The 13,275-nt window shown below is 68.1% G+C and carries 22 protein-coding genes and 1 pseudogene; 9 read left to right on the top strand and 14 right to left on the bottom strand.

Features of this window, described 5'->3' with window-relative positions; genetic code table 11:
• Positions 1–152: 152 nt before the first annotated feature.
• Positions 153–350 (top strand): hypothetical protein, encoded by a 198-nt coding sequence (locus ACIRA5_RS18860; RefSeq protein WP_403691979.1) that lies wholly within the window; start codon positions 153–155, stop codon positions 348–350.
• Positions 351–430: 80 nt separating this feature from the next.
• Here the strand turns inward: ACIRA5_RS18860 and ACIRA5_RS18855 are convergent, their stop codons facing one another.
• From ACIRA5_RS18855 to ACIRA5_RS18820, 8 genes are read right to left on the bottom strand one after another with little or no spacing between them, the layout of a single operon-like run.
• Positions 431–841, bottom strand: coding sequence for a gas vesicle protein K (locus ACIRA5_RS18855; protein WP_403691978.1), 411 nt, complete (start codon positions 839–841; stop codon positions 431–433).
• Positions 831–1,070 (bottom strand): gas vesicle protein, encoded by a 240-nt coding sequence (locus ACIRA5_RS18850; RefSeq protein ID WP_403692728.1) that lies wholly within the window; start codon positions 1,068–1,070, stop codon positions 831–833. The genes ACIRA5_RS18855 and ACIRA5_RS18850 overlap by 11 nt, the downstream gene beginning before the upstream one ends.
• Positions 1,070–1,888: a GvpL/GvpF family gas vesicle protein gene (locus ACIRA5_RS18845; RefSeq protein WP_403691976.1), complete on the bottom strand. Its 819-nt coding sequence runs from the start codon at positions 1,886–1,888 to the stop codon at positions 1,070–1,072. The genes ACIRA5_RS18850 and ACIRA5_RS18845 overlap by 1 nt, the downstream gene beginning before the upstream one ends.
• A complete protein-coding gene (locus tag ACIRA5_RS18840) occupies positions 1,881–2,288 on the bottom strand; it encodes a gas vesicle protein (protein WP_403691974.1) in 408 nt (135 codons plus the stop codon). The genes ACIRA5_RS18845 and ACIRA5_RS18840 overlap by 8 nt, the downstream gene beginning before the upstream one ends.
• Positions 2,289–2,327: 39 nt before the next feature.
• Entirely contained in the window at positions 2,328–2,570 is a 243-nt protein-coding gene (locus ACIRA5_RS18835) for a gas vesicle protein GvpG (RefSeq protein WP_403691972.1), read from the bottom strand.
• Positions 2,571–2,579: 9 nt separating this feature from the next.
• Positions 2,580–3,293, bottom strand: coding sequence for a GvpL/GvpF family gas vesicle protein (locus tag ACIRA5_RS18830; protein WP_403691971.1), 714 nt, complete (start codon positions 3,291–3,293; stop codon positions 2,580–2,582).
• A 27-nt stretch (positions 3,294–3,320) separates the two neighbouring features.
• Positions 3,321–3,794 carry a gas vesicle structural protein GvpA gene (locus tag ACIRA5_RS18825; protein WP_403691970.1) on the bottom strand — a complete coding sequence of 158 codons (474 nt, stop codon included), beginning with the start codon at positions 3,792–3,794 and terminating at the stop codon, positions 3,321–3,323.
• Between the two features lie 28 nt (positions 3,795–3,822).
• A complete protein-coding gene (locus ACIRA5_RS18820; RefSeq protein WP_403691969.1) occupies positions 3,823–4,173 on the bottom strand; it encodes a gas vesicle protein in 351 nt (116 codons plus the stop codon).
• Positions 4,174–4,452: 279 nt separating this feature from the next.
• Here ACIRA5_RS18820 and ACIRA5_RS18815 point away from each other — a divergent pair, with 279 nt between their 5' ends.
• Together ACIRA5_RS18815 and ACIRA5_RS18810 are read left to right on the top strand one after the other, a co-directional pair.
• Complete coding sequence (locus tag ACIRA5_RS18815) at positions 4,453–5,364, top strand: histone protein (RefSeq protein ID WP_403691967.1); 912 nt, start codon at positions 4,453–4,455, stop codon at positions 5,362–5,364.
• Positions 5,365–5,367: 3 nt separating this feature from the next.
• The gene (locus ACIRA5_RS18810) at positions 5,368–6,321 is read left to right on the top strand and encodes an SRPBCC family protein (protein WP_403691966.1); all 954 of its coding nucleotides are present in this window, start codon (positions 5,368–5,370) and stop codon (positions 6,319–6,321) included.
• A gap of 143 nt (positions 6,322–6,464) precedes the next feature.
• Here ACIRA5_RS18810 and ACIRA5_RS18805 read toward each other — a convergent pair whose 3' ends face one another.
• The 6 genes from ACIRA5_RS18805 to ACIRA5_RS18780 form a co-directional block, all read right to left on the bottom strand.
• On the bottom strand, positions 6,465–6,641 hold the full coding sequence (locus tag ACIRA5_RS18805; RefSeq protein ID WP_403692726.1) for a CsbD family protein: 177 nt from the start codon (positions 6,639–6,641) through the stop codon (positions 6,465–6,467).
• A gap of 252 nt (positions 6,642–6,893) precedes the next feature.
• Complete coding sequence (locus ACIRA5_RS18800) at positions 6,894–7,502, bottom strand: alkaline shock response membrane anchor protein AmaP (protein ID WP_403691964.1); 609 nt, start codon at positions 7,500–7,502, stop codon at positions 6,894–6,896.
• 30 nt (positions 7,503–7,532) lie between these two features.
• On the bottom strand, positions 7,533–8,243 hold the full coding sequence (locus ACIRA5_RS18795) for a DUF6286 domain-containing protein (RefSeq protein WP_403691962.1): 711 nt from the start codon (positions 8,241–8,243) through the stop codon (positions 7,533–7,535).
• Positions 8,244–8,295: 52 nt separating this feature from the next.
• Entirely contained in the window at positions 8,296–8,598 is a 303-nt protein-coding gene (locus ACIRA5_RS18790; RefSeq protein WP_403691960.1) for an Asp23/Gls24 family envelope stress response protein, read from the bottom strand.
• Between the two features lie 107 nt (positions 8,599–8,705).
• On the bottom strand, positions 8,706–8,876 hold the full coding sequence (locus tag ACIRA5_RS18785; protein WP_403692769.1) for a hypothetical protein: 171 nt from the start codon (positions 8,874–8,876) through the stop codon (positions 8,706–8,708).
• Between the two features lie 81 nt (positions 8,877–8,957).
• Positions 8,958–9,440, bottom strand: coding sequence for an Asp23/Gls24 family envelope stress response protein (locus ACIRA5_RS18780; RefSeq protein WP_403691959.1), 483 nt, complete (start codon positions 9,438–9,440; stop codon positions 8,958–8,960).
• 157 nt (positions 9,441–9,597) lie between these two features.
• On the opposite strand from ACIRA5_RS18780, the gene ACIRA5_RS18775 reads away from it, so the two are divergent.
• From ACIRA5_RS18775 to ACIRA5_RS18750, 6 genes and pseudogenes are all read left to right on the top strand, one after another.
• Entirely contained in the window at positions 9,598–10,176 is a 579-nt protein-coding gene (locus ACIRA5_RS18775; RefSeq protein WP_403691957.1) for an RNA polymerase sigma factor, read from the top strand.
• Positions 10,167–10,838, top strand: coding sequence for a hypothetical protein (locus ACIRA5_RS18770; protein ID WP_403691955.1), 672 nt, complete (start codon positions 10,167–10,169; stop codon positions 10,836–10,838). The genes ACIRA5_RS18775 and ACIRA5_RS18770 overlap by 10 nt, the downstream gene beginning before the upstream one ends.
• The gene (locus tag ACIRA5_RS18765) at positions 10,838–11,215 is read left to right on the top strand and encodes a hypothetical protein (protein WP_403691954.1); all 378 of its coding nucleotides are present in this window, start codon (positions 10,838–10,840) and stop codon (positions 11,213–11,215) included. Before ACIRA5_RS18770 ends, ACIRA5_RS18765 begins: the two co-directional genes overlap by 1 nt.
• A gap of 34 nt (positions 11,216–11,249) precedes the next feature.
• A complete protein-coding gene (locus ACIRA5_RS18760; protein ID WP_403691952.1) occupies positions 11,250–12,047 on the top strand; it encodes a CHAD domain-containing protein in 798 nt (265 codons plus the stop codon).
• A 399-nt stretch (positions 12,048–12,446) separates the two neighbouring features.
• A complete protein-coding gene (locus ACIRA5_RS18755) occupies positions 12,447–12,620 on the top strand; it encodes a CsbD family protein (RefSeq protein ID WP_403691951.1) in 174 nt (57 codons plus the stop codon).
• A 319-nt stretch (positions 12,621–12,939) separates the two neighbouring features.
• Positions 12,940–13,275: pseudogene (locus tag ACIRA5_RS18750) on the top strand (VOC family protein); the annotation flags it as partial.

Below are 13,275 nucleotides of genomic sequence, written 5' to 3'. Positions count from 1 at the left end.
TGGATCGGAAACCGACGCTTGACGGTGTCAGGTCTGAGGACGGTCAGCCGGCTGGGTGGCCCGGGGTGATGTCACGCGCGTCGTTCAACGACAGCAGAGTGGTTCGGTCGTCGGCGAGGTTCTCCGCCGCCTCCGGAGCAAGAAGGAAACCGATGTGGTCGCGTCGCCGCCGTCAATCCGACTCCGATGCCGTCCACGGGCTCGACGAGCGGTTCGTCCAGCGCCTCGGTGGCGCGTTCATGCCGTGTCGCCTGGTGGCGCAGGGCCTCGAGGAAGGGGCGCTCGGGCCCCGGCTCGGCGGCAGTGGCGGTTCCTTCGACCAGAGATCCATGTGGACGGAGTGCCCGTGATCCAGAACGTCGCACATGGCCGCTCTTTTGTGCGGCTGGACCGAGGGCACTCGCTCTCGGAACTGCCATGTTGCCGGGGTTCAGTCGGAGGGCGGCAGCAGGGTGCCCAGCGGCCCGAGGTCGAGGTTGAGGTCCTCCATGGTCAGTCCGTACTGGGCGCACAGGTCGCTCATGCGGTCGTGGAGGAGCATGAGGGTCGCTCCCAGGCGTTCTTCCTGTTCGTCGGTGAGGTCTCCTTGGTCGACGCGGTGCAGGGCCTGTCGTTCCATGAGCTGGCGCAGCAGTTCCACGAGAGTGAGGACGAGCTTCATGAGGTCCCGTTCGACGGTGTCGCGGTCGGAGCTGATCCGCCGGGCCGGGGAACGCGAGCCCTTGCCGGCCGGCGAGTCCAGGTCGCGCGGGGCGGCGGGCAGCAGCCGGAAGGCGCGCGCGGCGGCCTCCGCGACCTCGTTGGCGCGGCGCGGTCGCCGGCTCTCCCCCTCAGTTGTCATGGTCGCCGCCTCGCAGCGGATCAGTCCTCGTCCATGGCGAGGGATTCTGCTCGCTGATGGAAACGATCAGGGCACGCAGTGAGACGCGTACCAGATCGATGTCCGCGATGGACAGCACAACGTCACCGGTGAGGACGACCCCACCGCTCAGAAGTCGGTCCAACAGATCGATGAGAGCGACCTGCCGCTGAGGCAGACGCTCCGCCTCGGGCGCAGGGCCAGGCGTGATCACGGAGGTGCTCCCTCAGCACCGCCGGATTCACCGAGTGGCATGGCGAAGGAGTACGGAGCCCAGGGGCCGGTGGCCTCGACCCGCACCCCGTCCAGCCCGTCAGCGGCATGTGTCACGTCGGCCAGGAAAGCTTCGCAACGCTTCAGGGGCACAAGGTAGGCGTCATTGACGACGTTTTCGCCGACGGCGCCGGCCGCGTCGGCGAGAAGCCCCTGCTGTGCGCGATGCCGGACACGGTCGGAGGCGTGCTTGCGGCCCGCGGTCTCCATCCGCTCTGCGGCCTTCTGCGCCGCCTGGTACACGGTGTCGCGAACATTTTGCTGTTGCCGGCGGTTACGCAGATAGGCGCGCCCGGGAGTCAGGTCTGCCGCGGGAACAGTCGGCGCCGCGGGGACCGCAGACGATTCGACATAGATCTTGACCCCCCATTCGACCTGTTCGGAGAGCTGGGCCAGGCGCTCCGCGAACATGGTCCGCCCGGCTTCCAGCACCTCCCGAGCCCGGTTCTCGTCGAGATAGACGGTCGCCAGGCGCAGCGGAAGCACGGTGGTGTGCTCGCCCAGAACTTCGATGACGCCGTGGTGAGCGCGGGCCACCGCCTCCAGCCACTCCAGGTCCTCGAGATGCTGCTTGAGCGCGTCCTCTTGGAAGTCCTGTCCGGGCACATGGCTCACCACGAGCCCCAGTTGATCGTCACCGGAGTCGGTGACGAGGCTGACCGGGGTGTCGGCGACGCCTCGGAGCGGTGCGGCTGCCTCCCGCAGTCCCTCGGCGTTGCGTACCACCGCATACGCGTACGTCAGCAAGTCACTCATCGCGAGCACTTCCCCGGCGACGGCTGCGCGTGTCCCGGGTCACTTCCTCCTTTGCGGGGAGGGCGTTGCCCTGGCGGATGGCATCGATCTCGGCCCGCAACCGGCGGTTCTCCTCGGCCAGTGAGTGTTCACCCCTGCTCCGAGAGGACAGCGAGGGGTCGTGCTCCCACCAGTCGATGCCCATCTCCTTCGCTTTGTCGACGGAGGCGACCAGGAGGCGCAGCTTTATGGTCAACAACTCGATGTCGAGAAGGTTGATCTGTATGTCGCCTGCGATGACGATGCCCTTGTCGAGAACCCGTTCAAGGATGTCGGCGAGATTCGCGGAGGAGCCCTGCCCGTAGGGGGGCGCTGCTCGGGACGGATAGGAACCAAGCCTGTTGGCCAGGGGTTCAGTCACGGTTGCGGCCTCGTATTCCCTCGCGCCGGATCAGGAGTGTCAGCCCTGCCGATAGGCACGGATCTCCTCCAGCCGGTCGAGCAGTTCGTCCTCACGCCGGTCGAACGTCTCCTCGTCGATGTCGCCTGCGATGAGGAGACGTTCGAGCTCGGCGAGTTCGCGGTGCACCGGCGCGGGGTCGTAGTACTGGTTCTCGGCTTCCTCCCGGACGCGCTCCACCACCCATACGACGCCGCGCACGGGCGCCAGGGGAAGGGTGACGAGCTGTGTGAGCAGGCCCATGAGAACTCCTCAGACGAAGCTGTAGGGGGGCAGGGGGCCGTTGAGCCGGAAGTCGAAGTCGTCGCCCATCTGGTGGGCGAAGCTCAACTCCGAGGTGACGAATGCCTCTTCCTGGTCCTCGGTCACCAGGAACGACACGTTGAGAAAGTCCGAACCCGTCGGCTGGGATGTTTCGAGCGTCCGGGCGAAGGGGCGCAGTGCTTCGATCACACCCGCCGCCAACGTCTCTTGCCGTGCCTGCACCTCTTGGGCGACCAGCTCACCGAGTTGCAGCGATGCGTCGGGGTCGGCGGTGCCGCCGCGGATCTCTTCATTGAGTTCTCGCGCCATGTCCGACTCCTGCAGGACCTGCCGCAGCAGCGCGTCTTCGTCCTGCGATGCCTTGAGGTGGTACTCGGTGCACCCCTCCAGTACTTGAAGCCGGTCCGTATAGTCCGCGGCATTCTGCTCCAGAGCCAGCAGGATGGCCTCGTCGTTCTCGGCGATGAGGCCGAACCGCATGGGGAGCACGGTGCCGTCAGCCATGAGGCGCTTCTGTACTTCCTGGTGCGCGATGATGTCGCGGCGCTTGGGGCGTAGATCCTCCGGCGCATCGCTGACCACCGCGCACAGCGGTCCCGCCGTCACTGCCCGCAAGGCCGCCGGTGACTCACCGACTCCGCCGAGACCGTCGAGGTGGAGCGGGTGCTGCTTGCCGGTGATGGAGTAGATGTATACGGCCATGGCTCATTCCTTCTCGCCGGGTGAGCCTTATTCGCGCTCACGTCGGGAGGTGCGCCGAGCCGGCCGCCGTCGCCTCTCCACGGGTTCCTTTTCCTTGCCCTCTTCTTCTTCCTCCTCCTCTTCCTCCTCGTCGTCACGACCGGTGATCCCCTTGAGGGAATCGGTGACCGCTTCCGCCGCGCCTGAGAGGGCCCCCTTGGATTTGCCCTTGGCCCCGCTCTCCACCGTCTCTCCGACGATGTCGGTCAACTGGGCGGGTGCCTTCCTCCCGGTCTCGAGGTCGAGACGGTTGCATGCCTCGGCGAAACGCAGATAGGTGTCGACGCTGGCCACGACGATACGAGCGTCGATCTTGAGGATTTCGATCCCCACCAGTGACACGCGGACGAAGACGTCGATGACAAGCCCGCGATCCAGAATGAGTTCCAAGACGTCGTAGAGGCTGGTGCCACCGCCACCACCGCGCGCGACAACGCCTCCACTCTGCGGCACCACCGTCATGGCGCCTCCCTTCATGGCCGTTGCGGCCTCAGCCCAGCCGGTCGATCTGGCCGCGGCTGTAGCGACGCGTCCTTCGGTACTCCACCAGGTCGCCTTCCTTATCCAGCGTCACTCGGTAGGTAGCCATCACGCTCGTGGTTTCGGGGACGCGTTCCAGTTCGAGTACCTCCACGTCGGCCTCCCAACCGGCCTCGGTGGATTTCAGTGCCGAGACGGACTCGGGGGCCCGGCCGAGCAACTCCTGAAGTTGTTCGACTGCGGAACGAATGGCCCAGGCTGCGTTGCCCTTGCCGGAGCGTCGCCGGGGGCCACCTGTGGTCCCCCGGTCCGTGCTGCGGCCACCGCTGCTGGATCGTCGCCGGGGTTCTGCTGCGGCCATGGTCTCTCCGATGGTCGGAGCGCGCGCCAGACTCCACGCACGAACACTATAATTCCATCATATAGGGGTACATATGGTCGGGCATGGATGGCTTTGAGCGAACCTGCCCGGTGGGGTCACGACCTGCCCCGGTGGGGCCGCATGGCGTGTTCGGGGTGCTCTCAGCGGGCCGAGAGACGCGTCGCGTGCGATCCGCTTCTGTCTCAATCACTGGTTGAGCAGGGGACGTTGGCCCGTATTCGAGTGTGTTCACCTCCCCTTTCCGAAGGGAACCGGCTCATGAACGACACGACCAAGATCGGCCTCGCAGCCGCGGTCGCAGCTGGCTATGTGCTCGGACGTACGAAGAAAGCCCGCGTCGCCTTCGGGCTGGCAACCTATCTCGCAGGTCGCCGATTTGGGCTCGATCCGCAGCAGCTGATGACGGCCGGTCTGCAGAAACTCGGTGACGTTCCTGGGGTCGCCGAGCTGAACGAGCAGGTGCGCGGCGAACTACTGGACGCCGGACGCAAAGCCCTGGCCGCCACCGCCGACCGGCGCCTCGCCGACCTCGCCGACTCTCTCCATGAGCGCACGCTGCGCATCGGCGAGGAGAAGGGCGAGGAGGAAGAGGGCGAGGAAGAGCCGGAGGAGGGCGAGGACCGCTACGAAGACGAGGAGGAACCGGAGGAGGAAGAGGGCGAGGAAGAGCCTGAGGGGGAATTCGAAGAAGAGGAAGAAGAACCAGAGGAAGAAGAACCAGAGGCAGAAGCGGAGGAGGAAGAAGAAGAGGAGGAAGAGCCAGAGGAAGAGGCTGAGGAGGAGCCGCCACGGCGTCGTCGCCACCGCGTAGCGGGACAGAAGCACCCGGCCACACCCTCTCCACGTAGGGCGGCCGCCAAGGAAGCTGCTCCGGCGAGGAAGAGGACTCCTGCGAGGAGGCCTCCCGAGAAGAAGGCTCCCGTGAAGAAGACCGCGGCGCACAGGCCCCCGGCCAAGAAGTCGGCAGCGCAGAGGCCCGCGGCCAAGAAGACCGCCGCCAAGAAGTCCGCGCCGGCGAAGCGGACCGCGAAGAAGTCTGCGCCCCCTGCCAAGAAGGCGGCGGCGAAGAGGGCACCGGCGAAGAGCGCGTCCGCGAAGAAGGCTCCGTCCAAGAAGGCGGCTCCCGCGAAGAAGGCGACTGCCAAGAAGACTCCCACGCGGCGGAGGTAGGTCATGGCCGACAAAGAGCGTGACTCCAGCCGGGGAGAGGGTTCCGGCCTCGAAATGTTGCGCGACGAACTGACCGACTTCCTCGGTGCTCAGGTCGAACATCTCGTCGACAAGGCCGGGGAGAAGTTGGGGGATGTCACCGACCAACTCCTTGATACGGCCGAGAACGGCGGATCTCTTGTCGGCATCGGCGGACGCATCCTCCAAGGTGACTCCCCCTTGAAGGCGTTCGTCGGTGAGAAGGCCAAGGGCCTCAAAGACAATGTGATGGACAAGGTCAAGAACGTTTTCGGCGGAGGACGCGGAGGCAAGTCCGGCAGCACCAAGGTGATGAACATCATTGAAGTGCTGGACGTGGGTGTGCCGATCCGCGTGGTGTACAACTACTGGACCCAGTACGAGGAGTTCAGCGACTTCACCAAAGGCGTACGGAGTGTGTCCCGGAACGACGAGACCGCCAGTGACTGGAAGGTGAAGGTTGGTCCCTCGACTCGCGGTTGGAAGGCGACAGTTCAGGAACAGGTGCCGGACGAGCGCATCGTGTGGAGCTCCGAGGGCGCGAAGGGCACTACTCACGGCTGTGTCAGTTTCCACGAACTCACGCCCGACCTGACGCGGATCGTGCTTGTCGTCGAGTACTACCCATCAGGTCTCTTCGAGAAGACGGGCAACCTGTGGCGTGCCCAAGGACGCCGTTTGCGGCTGGACTTCAAGAACTTCCAGCGCTACGTCACGTTCGCGGACGAGGAAGTCGAGGGCTGGCGCGGAGAGATCCGCGACGGCGAGGTGATCCGCAGCCACGAGGAAGCCCTGGAAGAGGAGGAAGCGGCAGGGGAGGACGAGGAGCAGGAGGCGTACGAAGAAGAAGACGAGGAGACGCCCGACGAAGAAGGGGAAGAAGAGGAGTACGACGAGGAGGAGCCAGAGGACGAGTACGACGAGGAGGGCGAGGCCTGAAACGGCCCGAGCCGAGCGATTCCCCGGACCTGCTTCGGGAGTCGGCTGGCGTTCGGCTCATGGGCGGGCTCGTACGGTCTGACCAGTACCGGCGGGCGCCAGTACTGAGCCCCAAGGCGTACGGGCCGGCCGTACGCCCGCGATCAGTGCCCGCTCCGCTTACGAAGGTGGCCCGTCGCCCTTTCCGTCACCTCATGTGCTTTGGCGCGCAGCTGTTCCCCACGCCCAGCCTGCTGCATCGATGAGTCCCCCAGGGCCTTGCCGAGAGTCTCCTTCATCTTGCCCCTGATCTGGTGCACCTTCGCATGGGCCTTGGCCATCAGAATCGCCGTCCTCTCGAAGACGCTGGGAAACGCGGCCCGTCCAGGACCGACACATCCTTGTTCACCGTGCGCCTGCCCGCGGGGCCCGGCAACTGGGAGCGCTTCGGTGCCTGCGTCGGCAGCGTCGACGTCGACCATTCCTTCTTCCGGGGATCGAGGTCTCACTGGTCGCGGATATCGCGGGCCAACAAGCCCTGCATCGAAAGGAGTTCTCGGATGGTCCACAGGATGGATGGTCGGTCTCCTGCCTTACTGCGCGCGGTGCGGTTTGTGGTGGGCGACCTGTAGCCGGACCTCGGTGTGCATGTGGGGAGAGCCGGTGGACCGACGAGCGGTACGGAGCGGGCCTTCGCACAGGGCGTCGAGGGTGGCGCCGGGTGCACCTTGGGGGGTGAGAGCAAGCACGATGTGGGTGCGGGGGTGGGCAGCGCGGCCAGTGATGTGTACGGCCGCCTGCTCAACCCCGGGCAGGGCACCGGATTCGGCGGCGATCGCGTCGCTGAGCGCGTGGTCGCGCAGTTCGACGCCTTCCTGCGGGGGTGTGCCGCCGACGGGCAGCGCTCCGGGGTGGCGTCGGTGCAGTTGGACGAGCAGCCACCAAAGGGCGAGCAGGGCGACGATCGTGAGGGCGGCGATGACGGCGGGCCACCACCACCAGCCCTGACCGCTCCAGCGGGCCCGGTCGGCGGACCCGAGCAGGACGTCGTGCGGGGTGGTCAGGGGCCAGCCGACGGGCGGGACCAGATCGTGTCGCCGGTAGACGTCGAGCCCGGCGAAGAGAATCAGCAGACCGCCGCCGAGCAGTACCAGTCCGGCGAGGGCCAGCAGACCGCGGTTGAGTACGGTTCGCGGCGTCATGATGTGGGCTCCGGTGTTGGGGGATTTCGCTCAGTCGGTGCGTCGCCGCACTCGTACGACGACGCGGGGAGGTCGGGAGAGCGCGAACCGGTCGCGCTCCTCGTCGAGGACCGCGGTGAGGTCGTCCTTCACCTGCTGGGGGTCGCGGAAGCGGACGTCCGCGCGGGCCTTGACGCGGTGGCGGCGCACCCGGATGCGAGCAGTGCTGACTCCCGGGACCCGCATGGCGGCGTCGCGCAGCAGGTCGGCGGCGCCGTCGCGGTCCAGGGAGGCCCGCAGCCCGGGCGCGGGGGAGTGCAGGGGCAGCCAGTGACGTAGGCCGGGGGTGAGGGCCAGAACGATCAGCCAGATGCCGAGCGCGGCGGCCACGGCGGCCCCCGTGAGCACCCACACGTCGTCCAAGGGGCGGGTGGCCAGTTCGTCGGCCAGGTGCCGTCGCCAGGCGCCCGCGGGGCGTCCTGCCTGTACGGCGACGACGTCGAACAGCGCCGCGGCCGCCGCCACGAGAATCACCGAGGCGACCAGTGCGGCCGGAATGCGGCGCGCGGACCACGGGCGGTGGGTCCGGTGTCGTCTGTCGTGCTCGCCCGTCGCCAAGTCCGGCGGAAGGGGCGCGTCGTGTTCGGGTGGACCGGGCTCTCTCGGCTCCTCCGGCTCCTCAAGCTCCTTCGTCATCGGTGCGGTGGCACGGCGCGCGGATGGCGTGGAGCTGCATGCGGGAGGGTCCGGGTCGGGTGTCATTCCGGTCCTCCTTTCTTCGCGGTGTGCCATGCGGCCCGGGCCGCGAGGCGCCTCATCGGACCCGTCCCCGGTTAGCGTCGGCGGCGGTCACCAGCCGCCGGACGGTGAGGGTGACTTCTCCCACCTCCAAGCCGGTCAGCTGAGTCACCCGTTCGGCGACGTCGCGCTGGATCCGCACGCAGACGTGGGGGATGTCGGTGGGGTAGGGCAGGTCCATGGCCAGGTGCAGGCGCACCGATCCGGTACGGACAGCTGCGGAGGCGCTGGGTGCCGCCGGCCCGCTCCGGTCGGGCGGTATGGCGGCGCGCCGGGACTGGGCTGTGCGTGCGGCCCTGGCGGCGATACGGGCGACCACCCTTTCCGGGATGACGGTGGCGCCCCGTTCGGCCGGAGGCGGCAGCTCGGGGGATCGCCTGGGTGGGCCAGCCTCTTCGCCAGGGGGTTGGGAACCGGGCCGGGTACTCACCGCTGCCTCCGCATATGGAGGTCGAGGTCGCCCTGCACGACGAGGCCGACGATCAGTCCCACCGCACCCAGAACCAGAACCAGCAGGAATGCCCAGAAGCCTCCGAAGTATCCGGCGAAGCCCAGAGCCACGCCGGCCGCGAGGCCCGTCGTCGCTGCGTTCATCATCCACTCACCCGTCTCGCGAACGTGATCGTCCGTGTGAGCACCCGCTCATGCCCAGGGCATGGCCGTGGTCACGGCGGTCGGTCACCGCACGCGGCCCTCGTCCCGCTCGGCCTCTTCCTCCTCGTCGGGGAGGTGGACGTCGTCGACGGCGATGTTCACCTCGACGACCTCCAGTCCCGTCATTCGTTCCAGGGCGCTGATCACGTTGGTGCGTACGGCGCCGGCGACGTCGACGATGGAGACGCCGTACTCGACGACGACGTCCAGGTCCACCGCGGCCTGGCGCTCGCCGACCTCGACCTTCACTCCGCGCGTGACGCCTCCGCCTCCGCCGGGGACACGTTCCCGCATCGCGCCGAAGGCGCGGGCCATCCCCGCTCCCATGCTGTGGATGCCCGGTACCTCGCGTGTGGCCATGCCCGCGATCTTGGCCACCACACCGTCCGCGATGGTGGTCTTCCCCCGTGTCTCGGCCGGTGCTCCGGCCCCGGTACGGCCCTTCAGGGCGCTCACGCCTGTGTCGGGCCGGCTGCCCCCGCTGACGCTGGTGATGTTGTCCGTCATGGCGGTCGCCTCGAGTGGCTCGGTGTGACACCCGCGTGGTGTCTCTCAAGAGGTTGGACACCCGGGGCGGCGTACCTCTCACAGACGTGACGTGTGATGTGCATCACACGGGTGTGGCAGGGGTACACGCTCTTTCCGAGCCCCCTGCGAGAGCGTCATGATTCAACGTATTGCTTTCCCACGGCTGGGATGCGACCTGCCGGACGGAGTGCTTGCCGTGCGGGCGGCCGAGGGAGACGAAGACTCCTTCGCCGTTCTCGTCCAGCGGCACAACCGGTCCCTCCTGGCCCTGGCCCGTGGCCTGCTCGGCAACCCCCAGGACGCCGAAGAGGCCGTTCAGGACGCCTTCGTCAGCGCCTGGCGGCGTCTACCGGAGTACCGTCACAACGCGGAGTTCAGCACCTGGATGTACCGGATCACCATCAACCGCTGCTTGACCATGCGACGGCGGCGCCGACCGCCGCCCCTCCCCCTGGACACCGTCGCCGAACCCGCGACGGGCGACGCGAGGAGCCAGCCCGCCCGGTCCGCCGAGCAGGACGCGGCCACCGAGGCCCTGTCCCGCGCGCTTGCCGAGCTGGACGCCGACCAGCGGACCTGCTGGATCCTGCGTGAACTGCAGGGCCTGCCCTACAACGAGATCGCCCACGTGACACGGACCAGTGAGCAGACGGTGCGCGGCAGACTGTTCAGAGCACGCCGATCCCTGCAGGAGGCGATGGGCCCATGGCGCTAGACGACCCGCAGGCCCGGCCGTCCGGACCGCCCCATGCGGACGGGCCTCGCACCAGCCCCATGGACGCCGACGTGCCCCCGTTCGCGGATGATGAGGTACTGCCCTGCGGCCGACTGCTCAGCCGGGTCTGGGAACAGGTGCAGGACGCCGCGCCGGCCGCGGACCCGCACACGGTGTCCTGTCCCCACTGCCGCGAGGCGGCCGAGGGACTGGCCACAGTGAACGCGGCTGCCCGGGCGCTGCGTGAGAAAGACCCTCCCGGCCTGCAGGCACTCGCCGACCGTGTCATGAACGTCGTCAGGGCAGAGATCCGGCTCGGACGGCTGCTGCCCCTGGCCGACCCGGACCGGGACCTGCGAATCGCCGAGAACGCTGCCGCGAAGGTACTGCGGCAGGCCGCGGACACGGTCCCCGGGGTGAGGGCCGCGACCTGTCGGCTCGTACCCGCGGACCATGGCACCGAGGTGCGGGTGACCATGGCCCTGGCCGCTGCCCTCGACCGCCCGCTGCCCGACCGGGTTGATCAGGTACGCCAATCGGTCCTCGACTCGGCCGGACGGGATCTGGGTCTGGCAGTGACGGCCGTCGACATCACCGTGGTCGACGTTCTGGAGCTGTGGCCACCCCTGAGCGCCGGCGACCCTACGGGCGGGGGCACGTGATGACCGCCTCCGGCACGACCATGCTCCTCGGCGTCGCGGCCGAGGCAGCCCTCGCGGTTCCCGGCGTGAATGGCCTGCAACCCCGCCTGGCCCACTGTCTCGCGGCAGCCGCCGCGCCCACCCGGACGGACACCATGCCACACCGCATGCCGCCCGAGGCGGGCATCCGCGCCGACCGGGCGCCGGCCGGTTCGGGATGGCGCATCGAGGTGCGCTGTGTCCTGGCCGAGGACCACCGAGCCCTGGACACCGCCAAGAACGTCCACGACCGGGTACGGACCGCCGTCACCTCCCACCTCGCCACCCACGGCGTCGCGGAGCCGGTCACCGTCACGGTCACGGTGACGCGTATCGCCGCCCGAGCCGCCACGGTATGAGTGCCCAGAGCACCGGCGAAGGCCCTTCACGACCATGGCCTCCGGTGCGGTCCTCGGCCAGGCCTCCTGTCGGAGGCTGCATATGCGGCGTGACCTGGCGCTCTGTCGCACCCGAGGGGTGGAGCTGAGGCCAGTGGTCCGTATCCGGTCCACACGCAGCACGCAGCACCTCGTCGATTCCGAAGGCGCGGTCCTCGCCGAGCTGAGCCTCGACAAAGTCCGCGCGGAGTCCCTTCTGGCCACGGCCACACCGGCCTCATGGACTGAGGTGGAGGTCGAACTCGCCGAGGACGCCGATCCCTTGCTGCTCGACCTCGTGGACGAGGTGCTGCGCAAGAAGGGCATCGACCGTGCGAGTAGTCCGTCCAAGCTGAGCCGGGCCCTGGAGGAAACAGGAACGGGAGCGTGGCGTCTGCCGGACGCACGTGCCGAGGTCGTCGTATCCGGCTCGGCCGCCGAAGAGGTCCTCCGGTATGTGGACGGACATGTGCACGCCCTGGTGGACCTCGATCCCGCGGTACGCCGCGGCCTGCCGGACTCGGTGCACAGGATGCGCGTCACCTGCCGCCGACCGCGCAGCACCCTGCGTTCCTACCGGGCGGTGCTGGAGCGTCAGGTCACCGATCCGATCCACGAGGAGCCGACAGCTGACCGGAGCCGATCGGCCGGCGCGTGGCCGGGCCGCCATGTCGGCGCACACGGCAGCTCAGGCCGCACTCCGACACCGCCGACCGGGTGGTCGAGACACGGTGTGCGCCATGGGAGTGCGACAAGGACGGGCTGCGCACCGCATGGACCGAGGCTCGCCGCTGCAGGGGACTCGACCTGCTGACCAAGGCCCGCCTCCACCCGATCGGGTCAGAAACAGACGAGACTGCCCTACCCGCCGAACTCACCGCACAGCCCACAAGTGAGCTCACCGAGTGGCCGTGGATCCACCACTCCAGCGGACGTGCCCCATCTCCGCCGGGCGGGATTGCTTCCACCCTGTCCCTCTCGGGCCTTGCCGCGAAGCTGTTCGCCGGCCTGGCCGCTGCATGGGTTGGTAGCCCAGGACTTTACCGAGAGGCCTCCCTCATCTCGCCCTCGATCTGTTTCGTCCTGGCATTTCTTGGTGCTGCCGCATTTCGCGGACACGGCTGCGCCACCGCCTTGTGGCTCGGTTGCGGAGCCGTCGTGCCCAGCGCATGGTTTAAGCAACAATTCGAGCCTCATTGGAGGGCAACGAGTCATGAGCAAGGCGAAGGCAAAGGCCAAGCAGGTCAAAGGAAAGATGAAAGAGACCACTGGCAAGGCCGTGGACGACGAGGGCATGCAGGCCGAAGGCCGTGGTGAGCAGATCGTCGGTAAGACGCAGGAGACCGCGGAAAAGGCGGCGGACCGTGTGAAGAGGACCGGCCGGTAGGACTGCTCGCTCCGGCGACACATTCGACGGGACGCACCGAGCCGAGCGAACGCCGAGTCCGAAGATCTCGTCGGTCGGCACCACCTGTGGTTCGGCTGCGTGAGCCGAATCGAGGCGGTCGGACAGCCCCGACCGCCTCGGTCTGTTGCGCGCCACGGCAGGCAGTTCGACTCGTCTGGCGTCGGTCGCTGCGCGGTGCGCGCGGAACAGCGGTTGCCGCTCGTTCGAAGGGGCACCCGGCTCTTGGGCGACCACCGAGTCCGGAGCCGACCCATGCCCCATGATGACAGTGGTGTCAGGCAGGTCAGGCGGTACGACGATGAAGAGCGACGCAGTACTGCACGGTGAGGTCACCGCCAGTCACTCGGTGTTCGGAGCACCCTGCTGGGTCAGCCTGGCCACACGCGATCTGCAGGCGGCGGAGGACTTCTACCGCGCCGTGCTGGGCTGGGAGTGGCGCATGGGCCGCACGCTGGGAGACCAGTACCGGGTCGCGAGCGTGCAGCGGGTCCCGGTCGCAGGGATCTCGGAGGTGAACTTCGGGGTGAACACGGCCGTCGCGTGGACGCCGTATTTCGCGGTGGCGAGTGCGGACGAGACGGTGTCCCGCAGTCAGGAGCGCGGGGGTACGACCGCGGTGGGGCCGCTGTCGTTC

The organism is Streptomyces sp. NPDC096311 (assembly GCF_044763085.1).
Classification (GTDB): domain Bacteria; phylum Actinomycetota; class Actinomycetes; order Streptomycetales; family Streptomycetaceae; genus Streptomyces.
This window is presented reverse-complemented; position numbering and strand designations above follow the sequence as displayed.

What these genes read in the sequence shown, in the direction of transcription:
- ACIRA5_RS18860 (WP_403691979.1), top strand. Translation starts at nt 153, where the DNA reads ATGTGGTCGCGTCGCCGCCGTCAATCCGACTCCGATGCCGTCCACGGG.
- ACIRA5_RS18855 (WP_403691978.1), bottom strand. Translation starts at nt 841, where the DNA reads ATGACAACTGAGGGGGAGAGCCGGCGACCGCGCCGCGCCAACGAGGTC.
- ACIRA5_RS18845 (WP_403691976.1), bottom strand. Translation starts at nt 1,888, where the DNA reads ATGAGTGACTTGCTGACGTACGCGTATGCGGTGGTACGCAACGCCGAG.
- ACIRA5_RS18835 (WP_403691972.1), bottom strand. Translation starts at nt 2,570, where the DNA reads ATGGGCCTGCTCACACAGCTCGTCACCCTTCCCCTGGCGCCCGTGCGC.
- ACIRA5_RS18830 (WP_403691971.1), bottom strand. Translation starts at nt 3,293, where the DNA reads ATGGCCGTATACATCTACTCCATCACCGGCAAGCAGCACCCGCTCCAC.
- ACIRA5_RS18825 (WP_403691970.1), bottom strand. Translation starts at nt 3,794, where the DNA reads ATGACGGTGGTGCCGCAGAGTGGAGGCGTTGTCGCGCGCGGTGGTGGC.
- ACIRA5_RS18820 (WP_403691969.1), bottom strand. Translation starts at nt 4,173, where the DNA reads ATGGCCGCAGCAGAACCCCGGCGACGATCCAGCAGCGGTGGCCGCAGC.
- ACIRA5_RS18815 (WP_403691967.1), top strand. Translation starts at nt 4,453, where the DNA reads ATGAACGACACGACCAAGATCGGCCTCGCAGCCGCGGTCGCAGCTGGC.
- ACIRA5_RS18810 (WP_403691966.1), top strand. Translation starts at nt 5,368, where the DNA reads ATGGCCGACAAAGAGCGTGACTCCAGCCGGGGAGAGGGTTCCGGCCTC.
- ACIRA5_RS18805 (WP_403692726.1), bottom strand. Translation starts at nt 6,641, where the DNA reads ATGGCCAAGGCCCATGCGAAGGTGCACCAGATCAGGGGCAAGATGAAG.
- ACIRA5_RS18800 (WP_403691964.1), bottom strand. Translation starts at nt 7,502, where the DNA reads ATGACGCCGCGAACCGTACTCAACCGCGGTCTGCTGGCCCTCGCCGGA.
- ACIRA5_RS18795 (WP_403691962.1), bottom strand. Translation starts at nt 8,243, where the DNA reads ATGACACCCGACCCGGACCCTCCCGCATGCAGCTCCACGCCATCCGCG.
- ACIRA5_RS18785 (WP_403692769.1), bottom strand. Translation starts at nt 8,876, where the DNA reads ATGATGAACGCAGCGACGACGGGCCTCGCGGCCGGCGTGGCTCTGGGC.
- ACIRA5_RS18780 (WP_403691959.1), bottom strand. Translation starts at nt 9,440, where the DNA reads ATGACGGACAACATCACCAGCGTCAGCGGGGGCAGCCGGCCCGACACA.
- ACIRA5_RS18775 (WP_403691957.1), top strand. Translation starts at nt 9,598, where the DNA reads ATGATTCAACGTATTGCTTTCCCACGGCTGGGATGCGACCTGCCGGAC.
- ACIRA5_RS18770 (WP_403691955.1), top strand. Translation starts at nt 10,167, where the DNA reads ATGGCGCTAGACGACCCGCAGGCCCGGCCGTCCGGACCGCCCCATGCG.
- ACIRA5_RS18765 (WP_403691954.1), top strand. Translation starts at nt 10,838, where the DNA reads ATGACCGCCTCCGGCACGACCATGCTCCTCGGCGTCGCGGCCGAGGCA.
- ACIRA5_RS18760 (WP_403691952.1), top strand. Translation starts at nt 11,250, where the DNA reads ATGGCCTCCGGTGCGGTCCTCGGCCAGGCCTCCTGTCGGAGGCTGCAT.
- ACIRA5_RS18755 (WP_403691951.1), top strand. Translation starts at nt 12,447, where the DNA reads ATGAGCAAGGCGAAGGCAAAGGCCAAGCAGGTCAAAGGAAAGATGAAA.